We start from the raw sequence: 14,111 nt of genomic DNA, 5'->3' as shown, positions 1-14,111 counted from the left end.
CACGGGCGGAGGTGACGCCGTGAGCGACGGGGGGCTGGACGAACTGTTCGGCGCCGCCGACGGGCGGGTCGCCGAGGAGCGGGAGACCGTCGTCAAACGACGTTCGCCGATCGTCACGCTGATCGGCAACGCGGCGGTGATCGGGCTGGCCACAGTGGTGGTGACCGCCGGTCTGCGGGCCCTCGGCCTGACCATCTCGCTGCTGCTGCTGATCGCCCTGCTGACCGGTCTGCGCCTGCTGATCCACGCGGTCGCGGTGGTGGCGCCGCCGCCCGGGCCACGCCTGCGGTCGGGGATCGGCGCGGAGACCCCGCCGGCGGTGGACGCGTTGCGGGCGACGGTCCGCCGCTGGGAGCGGAACCTGGACCAGGCGCACTCGGATCCCGATCGGCATGCGCGTAACGTTCTGCCGGTGCTCGCGGAACTCGCCGACGAACGGCTGCGCCTGCGGCACGGCATCACCCGGGCCAGCGACCCCCGCCGGGCCCGTGAGCTGCTCGGGGATGATCTCTGGGCGACGCTGTCCGGTCCGGGGCGCCGCGCGCTCAAGGCCCGGGATGTCGAGACCTACCTCGACGCCATGGAACGACTGTGAGAAAGGTGCGCCGGTGACGCAGGCTCTTCCCCCGTACGAGGTCGGGCGGCTGGCCGGGGCGGTCCTCGACTCGGTCGGCACCGTCGTGGTGGGCAAGCGGGACTCGCTGGAGCTGGTGCTGGCCGGGATCCTGGCCGGCGGCCACGTGCTGCTGGAGGACATGCCGGGGCTCGCCAAGACGCTGACCGCCCGGTCCTTCGCGCAGGCCCTCGGGCTCGACTTCCGCCGTCTGCAGTTCACCCCCGACCTGCTGCCGGCCGACGTCACCGGCTCCTTCCTGTACGACCAGCGCAAGGGCGACTTCGCCTTCCGGGCCGGCCCGGTGTTCACCAACATGCTGCTGGCCGACGAGATCAACCGGACGCCGCCGAAGACCCAGTCCGCCCTGCTCGAGGCGATGCAGGAGAAGCAGGTGTCGGTCGAGGGCGTCACCTACCGCCTGGACCCGCCGTTCCACGTGATCGCGACGGCCAACCCGATCGAGTACGAGGGGACCTACCCACTCCCCGAGGCGCAGCTGGACCGGTTCCTGCTGCGGGTGTCGTTCGGCTACCCGACGGCCGAGGAGGAGTGGGCGATCCTCCAGCGCCGGATGGCCCGCCGCCAGGAGGAGGCCACCCTGGCTCCGGTGGTCGACGCTCGTACGCTCCAGATGATGCAGGGCGCGCTGGAGTCGGTCGCGGTGGAGGACTCGATCGGCCGCTACATCGTGGCGCTCACCTCGGCCACCCGGGAGCACGGCGCCGTACTGGTCGGCTCCTCGCCGCGTGGCTCGCTCGCGCTGCTGCTGCTGGCCCGCGCCCGGGCGGCGATGGCCGGCCGTGACTACGTGGTGCCGGAGGACGTGAAGGACGTGGCGATCCCGGCGCTGGCCCACCGGATAACGCTGCGCCCGGAGATGTGGCTGCGCCAGGTGAACCCGTCGTTCGTGGTGCAGGAGGTGCTCACCGCCGTGCCGGCCCCGGCGAGCGGGGCGCTCCCGACGTACGCGCGGCATGACTGACCTGTTGCGCCTGCGCCCGGCCGTGCCCGCGGCCGGGGCCGGCGAGCCGTCGTCCGGACCAGTCTGGGCGCCGACCCGGGCGCTCGGCCGTACGGTCCTGCTCACCGGCCTGCTGCTGCTCCTCGGTGTGGCGCTGGGCCGCGTCGACCTGGCGCTGCTGGCCGCCCCGTTCGCGATCGGCGCGGCGCTCAACCTGCGCCGGATCCCGTCCGCGGCCCCGGAGATCACCATCCGGACCGACGAGTCGTACCTGGTCGAGGGCGGCGCGGTGGACGCCGGGCTGACCGTCTCGAACCCGGACACGATCGACTACGACCTGGTGGTCGTGCGTACGCGTACCTCCCGCTGGCTGAAGCTGGAGCATGCCGACCGCCCGTTCGCGATCACCGTGGCCGCCGACGGCTGGGCCGCGATCGACCTGCCCGGCGAGGCGACCCGCTGGGGCCGGCAGGACGTCGGCCCGGCCGCCGCGCGGGCCGCCGCCTGTGGTGGCCTGCTGGCCTGCCGTCCGGTGGTGACCCCGGCCGCCGGGGTGCGGGTCTACCCGGTGACCGAGCCGTTCAACGCCACCGAGGCGATGCCGGCCGCGGCCGGTCTGGTCGGCGCGCACCGCTCCCGGCGGCCCGGTGAGGGCGGTGAGCTGGCCGGGGTCCGGCAGTTCGCCCCCGGCGACCGGTTGCGCCGCATCGACTGGCGGGTCTCCCTGCGGACCCGTGACCTGCACGTCGCCTCCACCCTGTCGGACCGGGACGCCGAAGTGCTGCTGCTGCTCGACGTGCTCGGCGAGATCGGCCTCTCCGGCGGGGTCCGGGGCGGCTCGTCGGTGCTGGACACCACGGTCCGGGCGGCGGCCGCGATCGCCGAGCACTACCTGCACCGGGGCGACCGGGTCTCGCTGCTGGAGTACGGCGCGACCGCCCGCCGGCTGCGCCCCGCCTCCGGCCGCCGGCAGTACCTGACGGTGCTGGAGTGGCTGCTCGACGTACGGGCCGACCCGGTCGACGCCGAGCAGAACGAGAACGTCTTCGGCGCCCACCACGTCTCCTCGTCCGCGCTGGTCGTGGTGCTGACCCCGCTGGTCGACCCGCGGGCCGCCGACATGCTGGCCCAGCTCACCCAGTCCGGCCGGTACGTGGTGGCGGTGGACACCCTGCCCGCCCAGGCCGCCCCGCCGGTGAAGAACCAGTGGACCGCCCTGGCCACCCGGCTGTGGCGGCTGGAACGGGAGAACGTGCTGGGGCGGCTGCGCGAGCACGGCGTACCGGTGGTGGCCTGGGCCGGCGCCGGCAGTCTGGATCTGGTGCTGCGTGACGTGGCCCGGTTGGCCTCGGTTCCGAGGGGGCGCTGACGTGCGCAACGACCTGACCCGGCGGATGGACCGGTGGCGTACCGCCGCGGGACGGGCCACCACGGTGCCGTTCCTGGTCCGGTGCGGCGTCCTGCTCACCGGCCTGCTGGCGACCGCTGTCGCCTGGCCGCTGGAGCTGCTGTCCAACCCCCGGTTCATGGTCTTCCCGGTGGCGGCCGTGATCTGGGCGGCGCTGGCTCCCCGGGGCCGTGGTGGCACCGCCGCGGCGCTCACCGTGATCGGCGGATGGCTGGTCAACACCGCCGGCTTCGGCGCCCCGATCAGCCTGTGGCGGGTGCTGACCCTGGCCACCCTGCTCTACCTGGGACACACGCTGACCGCGCTGGCGGCCGTCCTGCCCTACGACGCCATGGTGAACTTCGACGTGCCGGCGCTCTGGCTGGGCCGTGCCCTGATCGTCGTGTTGATCTCCGCGGTGGTCATCGTCCTGGCTCTCGGCCTGACCGCCGACCTGGGCGGCGACGCCTTCCAGTTGGCCACGCTCATCGGTCTGGCCGCCGCTGTCGCCGTGACGATGGTCCTAGCACGTATGGTCCGCCGCCAGTGAAATCTGAGTGTCAGGTCACTTGACTTACGCCGTTGTGATCGTCACAGAACCACGCATCAAATGCTTCCCCCGCGCGACAATGGAGGCGTGAATCCGCCGCGCATCGTCGTCGTAGGAGCAGGTCACGTCGGGCTTTACGCCGCCCTCCGCCTGTCCAAGAAGCTGAACCGCAATCGGGCCGAGGTTGTCGTCATCGACCCTGTTCCGCACATGACTTACCAGCCGTTCCTGCCTGAGGCGGCGGCCGGTAACATTTCGCCGCGACACGCTGTGGTGCCGCTGCGCCGGGAGTTGAAGAAGTGCCGCATCGTCTCCGGTGAAGTGACCCGGGTCGAGCACGCGCGCAAGACCGTGAGCGTCCAGCCGATCGACGGTCCCGCCTACGAGATGGAGTACGACCACATCATCGTGGCGCCGGGCTCGGTCTCGCGGACCCTGCCGATCCCCGGCCTCAGTGACATGGGCATCGGCCTCAAGACCATCGGCGAGGCCATCTACCTGCGCAACCACATCCTCGACCGGCTGGACGTCGCGGCTGTGACGCCCGACGAAGAGGTGCGCAAGGCTTCGCTGAACTTCGTGTTCGTCGGTGGCGGCTTCGCCGGCATCGAGGCGCTCGCCGAGATGCAGGACGTGGTCTCCGACGCGCTGAAATACTACCCGGAGCTGGACCCCAAGGAGGTCCACTTCATCCTGGTGGAGGCCACCAACCGGATCCTGCCCGAGGTCGGTCCCGAGATGGGTGCGTACACCGCTCGCCAGCTCGCCGCCCGTGGCGTGGACCTGCGCCTGGGCACCTTCCTGAAGTCGTGCGCCGGCGGCCGGATCGAGCTCTCCGACGGCGACTCGTTCCGCGCCGAGACCCTCGTGTGGACGGCCGGTGTCAAGCCGTCGCCGATGCTGGCCAACACCGACCTGCCGCTGGGGCCGAAGGGGCACGTCAACTGCTTGCCCACCCTCCAGGTCGCCGACACCGAGACCGGCGAGGTCCTCGAGGGCGCCTGGTCCGCCGGTGACTGCGCGCAGGTCCCCGACCTGACGAACCCCGGTGGCTGGTGCTCGCCGAGCGCCCAGCACGCGGTCCGCCAGGCCCGGGTGCTCGCCGACAACATCGTTCAGGTGATCCTCGGCGGCGCGCCGAAGGAGTACCGCCACAAGCACGTCGGCGGTGTCGCCGGCCTCGGCCTGAACAAGGGTGTCGCGCACGTCTACGGCGTCAAGGTCAAGGGCTACCCGGCGTGGATCATGCACCGGACCTACCACGTGAGCCGGATCCCGTCCTTCAACCGCAAGATCCGGGTGCTCGCCGACTGGACGCTGGCGCTGTTCCTCAAGCGGGAGACCGTGGCGCTGGGCCAGCTGCACCGCCCGCGTGAGGAGTTCACCGAGGTGACCCCGCCGGTCGAGCTGCCGCAGGAGAAGAAGGTGGGCGCCGGATCCCGCTGATCCGGCCAATGCCGTTTCCGCCGCCTGGGCGGCACCAGCTACGGTGTTCGCAAGCCGCCCGGGTGGTGGAATGGCAGACACGGCCGCCTTAAAAGCGGCTGCCCGAAAAGGCGTGCGGGTTCGAGACCCGCCCCGGGCACCATCTAAGCGGCCGCGGCATGACGCCGCGGCCGCGATCTTGACTGCATGGCCGCTGACCAGCACTGACGTCGGTCATTTTCAGCTGGCTCACAGCCAGTGGACGCAGCGGGATGTGGACACACGGCTTACCCTTGAACGACAGGCACAGCGCCGTAACCTCAAGGGAGGCTGGAAACAGTGAAGACATCGAACCCGGTGCTCTCGCGCCTCGGCCAGGCGGCCGAGCGGGAGCGAGCGGCCGGGTACGGGCCATATGGGCCGGCCCCGCAGCCGGGTTACGGTCAGCCGGCGTACGGCGATCCCTACCCCACCGCGGCGGGCTACCCTTCCGCTCCTCCGGCCGTTCAGCCGATGACCCTCGACGACGTCGTCGTCAAGACCGTGCTGCTTCTCGGCCTCACCGGTATCTCCGCGGTCGCCGCGTGGAACCTGATCCCCAACGCCCTGATCGGTCCCGCGTGGATCGGCGCGGCGCTGGTCGGCCTCGTCCTCGGCCTGGTCATCTCGTTCTCGCGGATGGCCAACCCCGCTCTCGTGCTGACCTACGCGGTCATCGAGGGTGTCTTCGTCGGCATGGTCAGCAAGGCCTTCGAGAACATCCTCGGCTACCACGGCATCGTCCTCCAGGCGGTGGTCGCCACCTTCGGTGTGTTCTTCCTGATGGCCGGGCTCTACAAGGCCCGAGTCATCCGGGCGACGCCGAAGTTCATCCGCGGGATGATCGCGGTCATGGCCGGCCTCTTCGCGGTCATGCTGATCAACTTCGTGCTGGCGCTGTTCGACGTCAACACCGGCCTGCGCGACAACGGTCCGCTCGGCTACATCTTCAGCCTGGTCTGCATCGTGGTCGCCGCGTTGAGCTTCATCCTGAATTTCAACGAGATCGAGGAGGGCGTGCGGATGGGTCTGCCGCAGCGCTACTCCTGGACCGCGGCGTTCGGCATCCTGGTGGGCCTCGTCTGGCTCTACATCGAGATTCTCCGGTTGCTGAGCTTCCTCCAAGGCGACGACTGACGGTTCGTCCGTCGTCCCGAGCAACGCCCGGCTCGTCTCCCCGCGAACCGGGCGTTGTCCCCCGCTTGACGCGAGCCCGCCCGCACCCTGTGCCGGGCGGGCTTCGCTGTCCCTCCCTCCGAAGCCCCCGAGCCGCCCGAGCCGCCGGAGCCGCCCCGGCCTTCCGGGTATGGTCGCCGGGTGCCCGACTTCGCCACCTCCATCGAGCGGCTACTCACGCAGGTTCACCACTGGGACGAGCCACGCTGGCGAGCCACCGCCACCACCGGCACGCGTTCCCAGCTGGTGCGGGATCTGGTGCAGCGCCTGGCCGACCTGAGCGCCGAGGCCGAGTCCCGTCCCACCCGCCAGGTCCCGCACATCCACGACCTGGTCCTGCGCGATCAGCTCCGGGTGCTGGCCGACGATCTCCTGGCCGCCGCTCCCTCCGCCGCCCTGCTGACACAGGCCACCACCGCGGTCGACGAGACCCGCCGCGCTCTCTGACGCCCTACGCGAACGGCATCCCACCCAGCTCAGCGGCTCGTCACCCCTTTCGAGGGGGTCTCACGGCCAGCTGGGGTTGGTGAGGTGGGGCTATCGGTTGTTGTCCGCGGACGCGGCGGGGATGTCGGGAACGGAGGGGAGGGTGAGGGTCAGGGAGGTGAGGTCGGGGACCGGGTGGAAGCCGAGTTCGGTGTAGAGGGCCTGGGCCGCGGTGTTGCCGGGCTCGGTCTGCAGGGAGACGCGCAGGGCGCCGGCGGTGCGGGCTTCGGCGATGGCGTGTGCCATGAGGGTGCGGGCGACCCCGGTGCGGCGCTGGGTGGGGTCGACGAAGAGGTCGCGTACGGAGCAGGCCTGCCCCAGTCGCAGCGAGGCGGGGAGGACCAGCGTGGTGATCAGGCCGGCGGGGCGGGCGTTGCGGAGGGCCACGGTCAGGGTCAGGCCGTAGGTGGTGATCTGACGGGCGAGCCAGGCGGCGGTGGCCGACGGGTCGGAGGGGTGGCCGTAGTGGACCCGGTAGTCGTCGAAGAGGGCGGCCGCGGCGGGGAAGCCGGTGTGCTCCGGGGTGACTCGGACCAGGTTGGGCGGCATGGGGGCACCGTACCGGGGTGTGCGGGTGACCACGCACGGACGTCGCCGGGTGGGGGTGGCCGTTCAGGAGCCGCCAGGCGACTGGCCGCCCGCGCCCGGCCCTCGGCGGGAGCGACGGTCTGTATCCGCCACCCCGCTACGACATCAAGATTTTGACCTTGATCTTGGCGGCGCCCTCGGCGGGAGCGACGGTCTGTATCCGCCACCCCGCTACGACATCAAGTCTTTGATCTTGACCTTGGCGACGCACTCGGCGGAAGCGGCGGTCTGTACCCCGCACCAGCAGAAGGCCCGGCACGCGGGGTGGGCGTGCCGGGCCGGGGGTGGGGGAGGTCAGCTGAGGCGTTCGACGATGAGGGCCATGCCCTGGCCGCCGCCGACGCACATGGTCTCGAGGCCGATGGACTTGTCGTGCCAGTCGAGGGAGTTCAGCAGGGTGCCGGTGATGCGGGCGCCGGTCATGCCGAACGGGTGGCCGACGGCGATGGCGCCGCCGTTGACGTTCAGCTTCTCCAGCGGGATGCCGAGGTCCTTGTACGACGGGATCACCTGGGCCGCGAACGCCTCGTTGATCTCGACGAGGTCGACGTCGCCGATGGTCATGCCGGCGCGCTTGAGGGCCTGCTTCGACGCCTCGACCGGGCCGAGGCCCATGATCTCCGGGGAGAGCGCGGTGACGCCGGTGGAGACGATCCGGGCGAGCGGGGTGATGCCGAGTTCGCGGGCCTTCGTGTCGCTCATGATCACGACCGCGGCGGCGCCGTCGTTGAGCGGGCAGCAGTTGCCGGCGGTGACCCGGCCGTCCTCGCGGAAGACCGGCTTGAGCTGCGACACCGCGTCGAGGGTGACGCCGGGGCGGGGGCCGTCGTCCTTCGACACGACGGTGCCGTCGGGCAGGGTCACCGGGGTGATCTCGCGGTCCCAGAAGCCGTTGGCGATGGCCTTCTCGGCGAGGTTCTGGCTGCGGACGCCGAACTCGTCCATCTCCTCGCGGGAGACGTTCTTGACCTGGGCGAGGTTTTCGGCGGTGTAGCCCATCCCGATGTAGATGTCCGGGAGCAGGCCGTCCTCGCGCGGGTCGTGCCAGGTGGTGCCGGTCTTGGCGGAGTTGAAGGTGCGGGCCTGGGCGTCCGCGAAGGCGGGGTTGGTCCACGGGCCGACGAGTTCCTGGGCGGCCGAGGGCAGGCCGTCGGAGGAGCCGCGCGCGAAGCGGGACACGGTCTCCACACCGGCCGAGATGAAGATGTCGCCCTCGCCGGCCTTGATGGCGTGGAAGGCCATCCGGGTGGTCTGGAGGGACGAGGAGCAGTACCGGGTGACCGTGGCACCGGGCAGGCCGTCCAGGCCCAGCTTGGTGGCGACCACACGGGCCATGTTGAAGCCCTGTTCGCCGCCGGGCAGACCGCAACCGAGGTAGAGGTCCTCGATGAGGGTGCGGTCCAGCTGCGGCACCTTGTTCAGGGCGGCGTCGACGATCGTGGTGGCGAGATCGTCCGGGCGCAGATCCTTCAGCGAGCCCTTGTGGGCGCGGCCGATGGGAGAGCGGGCAGTGGCGACGATGACAGCTTCCGGCATGGGCTCAGTTTACTCATCGGTAACATGGTCGGAAGCGCGAATTTGTCACACGACGTGCAAAAAATTCAGACGCTGCTCATCGCCGCTTTCGACACCGCCGGGTAGAGCGCGTGCGCCCAGACCCGGTAGCCGTCGGCGGACGGGTGGAAGCCGTCGTAGCAGAGTGTCCCGGCGTCGGCGCGGAACACCGCACCCGTCTCGGCGGCCAGGTCGACGACCACGCCGCCGGCCTCGGTCACCGCGCGGGCCTGAGCCCGGGCCATCCGGCGGCCGATCAGCCCGGCGATCTGCCGCAACGGCGGGGCCATCGACCGGGAGGCGCCCAGATCCGGGCAGGTGCCGACCACCACCTGGACGCCGGCCGAGCGCAACCGCCGCACCGCCTGGCCCAGATGATCGGCCGCGTCCTCAGGGCCGCGCCCGGACGCCGCGTCGAAGGCCCCGATCAGCACCACCGCCACATCCGGCCGGTCGCCGAGCAGCGAGCGGGCCACCTGGGTGGCCAGGTCGCTGGACCGGGACCCGGCCACGCCGACGCTGGACAGCAGCACGTGCCGCTGGCCCGTCTCGGCCGAGCCGTCGGCTAGCAGGCGGGCGAGCTGGCCGCCGACCGTGTCGGACAGCCACTCCACGCCGACACCCACCGCGGCCGAGTCACCGAGCAGCACCAGGCGCAGCGGCGGCGCGCTCTGCGGGCCCATCGACGTGCGCAGGGCCAGGCCCATGGTGGGTTTCGCGTAGCGCCGGGCCTTGGCGGCCAGAATCTCCCCGGCGATCAGTGCGACACCGCCCACCGCCCCGGCCAGCACACTCGCGGCAGCGGCCCTGGTGAGTCGTTCCGGCAGCCCCGCCATGTCCCGCCTCCCTGCGTCAGCCGACCTGATGATCCTCTGGGGTATACCCTACGGCCCCGGTCGAGGAGTCACCGCTGGGAACGGGGCCGGCGGCCGCCGGGCGCGCGCTGAACCAGCGGTAGCGGCGCATCCGCGCCCACGGCCCGGCCGGCGCGACCTCGGTGCCGGGCGCCCGGACCGCCTGGTCGGCCGCCTCGGGAAGAGCCCGGACGTCCTCGGCGACCGGGATGGCCACCCGGTCCTCCGTGCCGAGCACGGCCATCACGGTCGGCATCATCACCGAGACCGCCCTGGCGTACCCCTCGGCGGACGGGTGGAAACGATCCGAGCTGTACATCCGCGCCGGGTCCGCCTCGAACATCGGGCCCAGCAGGTTGCCCAGCGACACGGTCCGGCCGCCGGCCTCGACCACGGCGATCGTCTGCGCGGCCGCCAGCTGCCGGCTCCAGCGCCGGGCCAGCCAGCGCAACGGCGGCTTGATCGGCTGGATCGCGCCGAGGTCGGGGCAGGTGCCGACCACCACGCGGCACCCGGAGGCCCGCAGCCGGCGCACCGCGTCACCCAGGTGGCGGACGGCCGCGTCACGCGCCGAGAAGTGGGTGACGTCGTTCCCCCCGATCAGGATGATCGCGAGATCCGGTTCGTACTCGGACGCGGCGTCCACCTGGTACGGCAGGCCGGCCGAGACCGAGCCGACCACGGCCAGCCGGTGCAGCCGGACCGGGCGGCGCAGGCGGCGGGACACCCCGGTGGCGAAGAGCGCGCCGGGTGTCTCACGGGGACGGTGGACGCCGTACCCCGCGGCCGAGGAGTCGCCGAGAATCACCAGGTTGATCGGCCGGCCGCCGAATTTCGCGCCGTAGACGCCGTCACCGCGGGGCGGCGGCGCCTCGGCCATCGGGATGATCCGGCGGGCGTCGGCGGCCTGGCGCATCAGCAGGCCGGCGGAGAGGGCCGTCAGTCCGGCGACCGCGCCGACGGCCCGGGCGGCCACCCGGATCCATCGCCAGTGGGCACTGCTGGTCGCTTCGATGGTGCTCATAGTCTCCCCCGCTGTCGCTCGAAGGGAACCATCCGGCTCGCCCATGATCGGCGTTGCTTGTCGGAATTCGAGGCTAACTCGCGATGGCGAGAGGCAATCATGGCGCGCCCACGTCATGCTTGAGTTGCCGAAAGGGGAACACAGATGGCCAAAACGCTGAAACGTGCGGCGGCGTTCACCGCACTCGCCCGGGCGCTCACCGCGGGCACCCGGGGCGGTCCCACACTCGCCCAGAGGCTCGGCGCACTGCCCCGCATGATCGCGGCGACTGTTCGGGGGCGGTATGACGGCGGCCTCCGGCTGGCGTTGATGGCGGCCGCCACAGCGTATGTGGTGTCGCCCGTCGACGCTGTCCCGGAGATGTTCGTCTTCCTCTTCGGGTTGGTCGACGACGCGGTCGCGGTCACCTGGCTGGCCGGCACGATCCTCAGTGAGACGGAACGGTTCCTGGAGTGGGAGCAGACCCGGTCCGCCCTGGTCGTAGAGTGAAGCGTGCGCTATTACGACAACGTGGTCGAGATCATCGGTAACACCCCGCTGGTCCGCCTGAACAGCGTGACCAAGGGCATCAGTGCCACCGTGCTGGCCAAGGTCGAGTACATGAACCCCGGAGGTTCGGTCAAGGACCGGATCGCGCTGCGGATGGTGGAGGACGCCGAGAAGGCGGGCCTCCTCAAACCCGGCGGCACGATCGTCGAGCCGACCAGCGGCAACACCGGGGTCGGGCTGGCCCTGGTGGCACAGCAGCGGGGCTACAAATGCGTCTTCGTCTGCCCCGACAAGGTCAGCGAGGACAAGCAGAACGTTCTGCGGGCGTACGGCGCCGAGGTGGTGGTCTGCCCGACCGCCGTCGCGCCGGAGGACCCCCGTTCCTACTACAACGTGTCCGACCAGCTGACCCGGGACATCCCGGGCGCCTGGAAGCCGGACCAGTACAGCAACCCGGCCAACCCGCGCTCGCACTACGAGCAGACCGGGCCCGAGCTCTGGGAACAGACCGGCGGGAAGATCACCCACTTCGTGGCGGGCGTCGGCACCGGCGGCACGATCAGCGGCGTCGGGCGCTACCTCAAGGAGCAGGGGCCGGTCCGGGTGGTCGGCGCCGACCCGGAGGGCTCCGTCTACTCGGGCGGGACCGGGCGGCCGTACCTGGTCGAGGGTGTCGGTGAGGACTTCTGGCCGACCGCGTACGACCGCCAGGTCACCGACGAGGTGATCGAGGTGAGCGACTCGGACTCCTTCGAGATGACCCGCCGCCTAGCCCGCGAGGAGGGCCTGCTGGTCGGCGGCTCGTGCGGGATGGCCGTGGTGGCCGCGCTCGAGGTCGCCCGCAAGGCCGGTCCGGACGACGTGGTCGTGGTCCTGCTGCCGGACGGTGGCCGCGGTTACCTGTCCAAGATCTTCAACGACCGGTGGATGGCCCGGTACGGCTTCCTGCGTACCCAGGAGGGCACCCCCACGGTGGCCGACGCCCTGGCCGGCAAGGGTTCCGAGATCCCGCCGCTGATCCACGTGCACCCCACCGAGACGGTCCGCGACGCCATCGACTACATGCGGGAGTACGGCGTCAGCCAGCTCCCGGTGCTCAAGGCCGAGCCGCCGGTGGTCACCGGGGAGGTGGCCGGCTCCGTCTCGGAGAAGGTGCTGCTGGACGCCCTCTTCACCGGCCAGGCCCACCTGCACGACACGATCGAGCGGCACATGAGCCACCCGCTGCCGATGATCGGTGGCGGCGAGCCGGTGGCCGAGGCGGTCGCCCTCCTGGAGAAGGGCGACGCCGCGATGGTCCTGGTCGACGGCAAGCCGGCCGGTGTCCTCACCCGTCAGGACCTGCTGGCCCACCTCAGCTAGGCGAGGTGGGCGACCCGCTCCCAGGCCGGGTCGGGCGTGACGGTGATCCGGACACGCCCGTCCGGCCAGGCGGCGGTCAGCGGTTTCAGGGCCTCGCCGGCTGCCGGGCGGTCGGCGTAGAGGTGCGTGGTGCGGACACCGTCCGACGTCTCGTGCGCGACGAGGACCGCACCGTCCACGTGCCGGGCGATGTGGTCCTCCAGCGCGTAGAGGTCCGGAAAGGCCTCCTTGGCCGGGAAGCCGTTCTCGTCACGCCGCGAGTACGGCACGTCGACCCGGATGTGCAGGTCGTGCCCCGGCCAGCGGGCCGGCCGCAGCGGCGTCTGCGCGATGGCCACCACCGGCCTGCCGTCCCGGGTGCCGGACATGGACAGCCACTGCTCCTGGCCCTCGGCCGGCGTCAGCCCGCTCACCACCGCGGCGAGCTCCGGGCCGGTCAGCGAGGGGCCGGGCCCGGATGCCGCCGCGACCGCGCCCACCCAGGTCGCCACGGCGTCCTCCCCGAGGATCCAGTCCAGCGAGAGGAACGTGATCTGGGTGCGGGCACCCTCGGGCAGCTCCGGGAACCGCGGATGCCACACCTCGACGTGCGCCAGGGGGCGGTCCTCGTCGACCTCCACGCTGAACCGCAGCTCGGCCAGGTCGAGCCGGTGCCCGGCGATCTCCAGGTGGGCGTCCGCCAGCGCTGTGGGATTGCCCTGCCGGGCCGTGGCGTAGCCGAACGTCTCGTCCGGGGGCGGGCCGGCCCGCCGCCACCGCTCGGCCAGCGACCGGAGCCGCGGGTCGCCGACCGCGCTGATCACCAGCAGGTGCCGCGACGACGTGCCGGCGGTGAACTCCCAGTCCAGCTCGGGATGGATCGCCGAGACGGCGGCGCCCATCTCGGCGGTGAGAGCGTCGTCGGGCTCCCCGGCGATCTGCCGCTCCACCCGGGGCCGGGCGGTCGCCCACCAGGCCCAGAACCGCTCGATGGCCGCTGCCGGGTCCGGCTCCGTCTGACGTCGTCTTTTGAAGATCACAGGCGCACCGTACTGCCGGGGACCGACATTTTCGCGAGCGTAGGGGCTATCGATGCTCGTACGCGGGGAAACCGCCTGATTCATGGATTGTTACGGATAGTCGCCGCAGTCGCACAGACAGTCCGACCGGCCGATGGCCCGCTGCGGTTGTATGTGTCGTGACGGAGCTATGAGCCACTCCCGGACGGAGGGGTAGGGGATGGTCGACGTCGACGAGGCGGCGCCCGCCGACATCGTGGACCGCCTGCTGTGGCGGGACGCGCAACGGATGCTCGGCCGCCACGTGGCGGCCGGCGTGGATGGCCTGGAAGGCACCTGCGACTGGTGCGGATGGCGGTGGCCGTGCTCGGCCCGCCGTCTGGCCGAGCGTGCCGCCGCGGTCGCCCGACGGCCGTGGCGCGAGGCCTGGACCCTGCGCCACGACCTGAACAGCATGCGTTCCCTGCCCGGCAAGCGAGCCGGTGTGGACGAGATCGGCCGCTACGGCGCCGGCCCGTACCACCGCAACGACGACAACCGGAGGTACCTGGCCTGATCCTTGGACCATGACGTCGCCGACATGCTTGACCGTCCCCCGGCAA

15 protein-coding genes and 1 tRNA gene are annotated in these 14,111 nt (G+C 71.6%); 11 read left to right on the top strand and 5 right to left on the bottom strand.

From position 1 onward, the window contains the following. Positions 1-19: 19 nt before the first annotated feature. The 8 genes from J5X75_RS11630 (at position 20) to J5X75_RS11595 (ending at position 6,601) form a co-directional block, all read left to right on the top strand. Entirely contained in the window at positions 20-595 is a 576-nt protein-coding gene (locus tag J5X75_RS11630; protein WP_208467356.1) for a hypothetical protein, read from the top strand. Next, positions 558-1,598: an AAA family ATPase gene (locus J5X75_RS11625; protein WP_229806637.1), complete on the top strand. Its 1,041-nt coding sequence runs from the start codon at positions 558-560 to the stop codon at positions 1,596-1,598. The genes J5X75_RS11630 and J5X75_RS11625 overlap by 38 nt, the downstream gene beginning before the upstream one ends. After that, on the top strand, positions 1,591-2,946 hold the full coding sequence (locus J5X75_RS11620; protein WP_208467355.1) for a DUF58 domain-containing protein: 1,356 nt from the start codon (positions 1,591-1,593) through the stop codon (positions 2,944-2,946). Before J5X75_RS11625 ends, J5X75_RS11620 begins: the two co-directional genes overlap by 8 nt. A 1-nt stretch (position 2,947) precedes the next feature. Then, a complete protein-coding gene (locus J5X75_RS11615; protein ID WP_307798027.1) occupies positions 2,948-3,514 on the top strand; it encodes a hypothetical protein in 567 nt (188 codons plus the stop codon). Positions 3,515-3,601: 87 nt separating this feature from the next. Beyond that, positions 3,602-4,960 (top strand): NAD(P)/FAD-dependent oxidoreductase, encoded by a 1,359-nt coding sequence (locus J5X75_RS11610; protein WP_208467354.1) that lies wholly within the window; start codon positions 3,602-3,604, stop codon positions 4,958-4,960. 56 nt (positions 4,961-5,016) lie between these two features. After that, positions 5,017-5,102 (top strand) — tRNA-Leu (locus J5X75_RS11605). A gap of 176 nt (positions 5,103-5,278) precedes the next feature. Next, positions 5,279-6,115, top strand: a complete 837-nt coding sequence (locus J5X75_RS11600; protein WP_208467353.1) for a Bax inhibitor-1/YccA family protein — start codon at positions 5,279-5,281, stop codon at positions 6,113-6,115. Positions 6,116-6,295: 180 nt separating this feature from the next. Then, positions 6,296-6,601 (top strand): hypothetical protein, encoded by a 306-nt coding sequence (locus tag J5X75_RS11595; protein ID WP_307798026.1) that lies wholly within the window; start codon positions 6,296-6,298, stop codon positions 6,599-6,601. 90 nt (positions 6,602-6,691) lie between these two features. Here the strand turns inward: J5X75_RS11595 and J5X75_RS11590 are convergent, their stop codons facing one another. The 4 genes from J5X75_RS11590 to J5X75_RS11575 form a co-directional block, all read right to left on the bottom strand. After that, the gene (locus J5X75_RS11590; RefSeq protein ID WP_208467352.1) at positions 6,692-7,189 is read right to left on the bottom strand and encodes a GNAT family N-acetyltransferase; all 498 of its coding nucleotides are present in this window, start codon (positions 7,187-7,189) and stop codon (positions 6,692-6,694) included. Positions 7,190-7,522: 333 nt separating this feature from the next. Next, positions 7,523-8,764, bottom strand: a complete 1,242-nt coding sequence (locus J5X75_RS11585; RefSeq protein ID WP_208467351.1) for an acetyl-CoA C-acetyltransferase — start codon at positions 8,762-8,764, stop codon at positions 7,523-7,525. A gap of 65 nt (positions 8,765-8,829) precedes the next feature. Beyond that, entirely contained in the window at positions 8,830-9,618 is a 789-nt protein-coding gene (locus J5X75_RS11580; RefSeq protein WP_208467350.1) for an SGNH/GDSL hydrolase family protein, read from the bottom strand. 16 nt (positions 9,619-9,634) lie between these two features. Next, on the bottom strand, positions 9,635-10,660 hold the full coding sequence (locus tag J5X75_RS11575) for an SGNH/GDSL hydrolase family protein (protein ID WP_208467349.1): 1,026 nt from the start codon (positions 10,658-10,660) through the stop codon (positions 9,635-9,637). Positions 10,661-10,804: 144 nt separating this feature from the next. Between J5X75_RS11575 and J5X75_RS11570 the strand changes: the two genes are divergently transcribed. Beyond that, positions 10,805-11,149: a YkvA family protein gene (locus J5X75_RS11570; RefSeq protein WP_208467348.1), complete on the top strand. Its 345-nt coding sequence runs from the start codon at positions 10,805-10,807 to the stop codon at positions 11,147-11,149. A 3-nt stretch (positions 11,150-11,152) separates the two neighbouring features. Continuing rightward, complete coding sequence (locus J5X75_RS11565; protein WP_208467347.1) at positions 11,153-12,511, top strand: cystathionine beta-synthase; 1,359 nt, start codon at positions 11,153-11,155, stop codon at positions 12,509-12,511. Here the strand turns inward: J5X75_RS11565 and J5X75_RS45925 are convergent. Beyond that, the gene (locus J5X75_RS45925) at positions 12,508-13,530 is read right to left on the bottom strand and encodes a DUF695 domain-containing protein (protein WP_208467346.1); all 1,023 of its coding nucleotides are present in this window, start codon (positions 13,528-13,530) and stop codon (positions 12,508-12,510) included. The two genes, J5X75_RS11565 and J5X75_RS45925, sit on opposite strands and share 4 nt — an antisense overlap. Positions 13,531-13,729: 199 nt before the next feature. On the opposite strand from J5X75_RS45925, the gene J5X75_RS11555 reads away from it, so the two are divergent. Next, positions 13,730-14,065, top strand: a complete 336-nt coding sequence (locus J5X75_RS11555) for a hypothetical protein (RefSeq protein ID WP_229794897.1) — start codon at positions 13,730-13,732, stop codon at positions 14,063-14,065. Positions 14,066-14,111 lie beyond the last annotated feature (46 nt).

It is taken from the genome of Actinoplanes flavus, from assembly GCF_017592555.1.
Taxonomy (GTDB): Bacteria; Actinomycetota; Actinomycetes; order Mycobacteriales; family Micromonosporaceae; genus Actinoplanes; species Actinoplanes flavus.
This window is presented reverse-complemented; position numbering and strand designations above follow the sequence as displayed.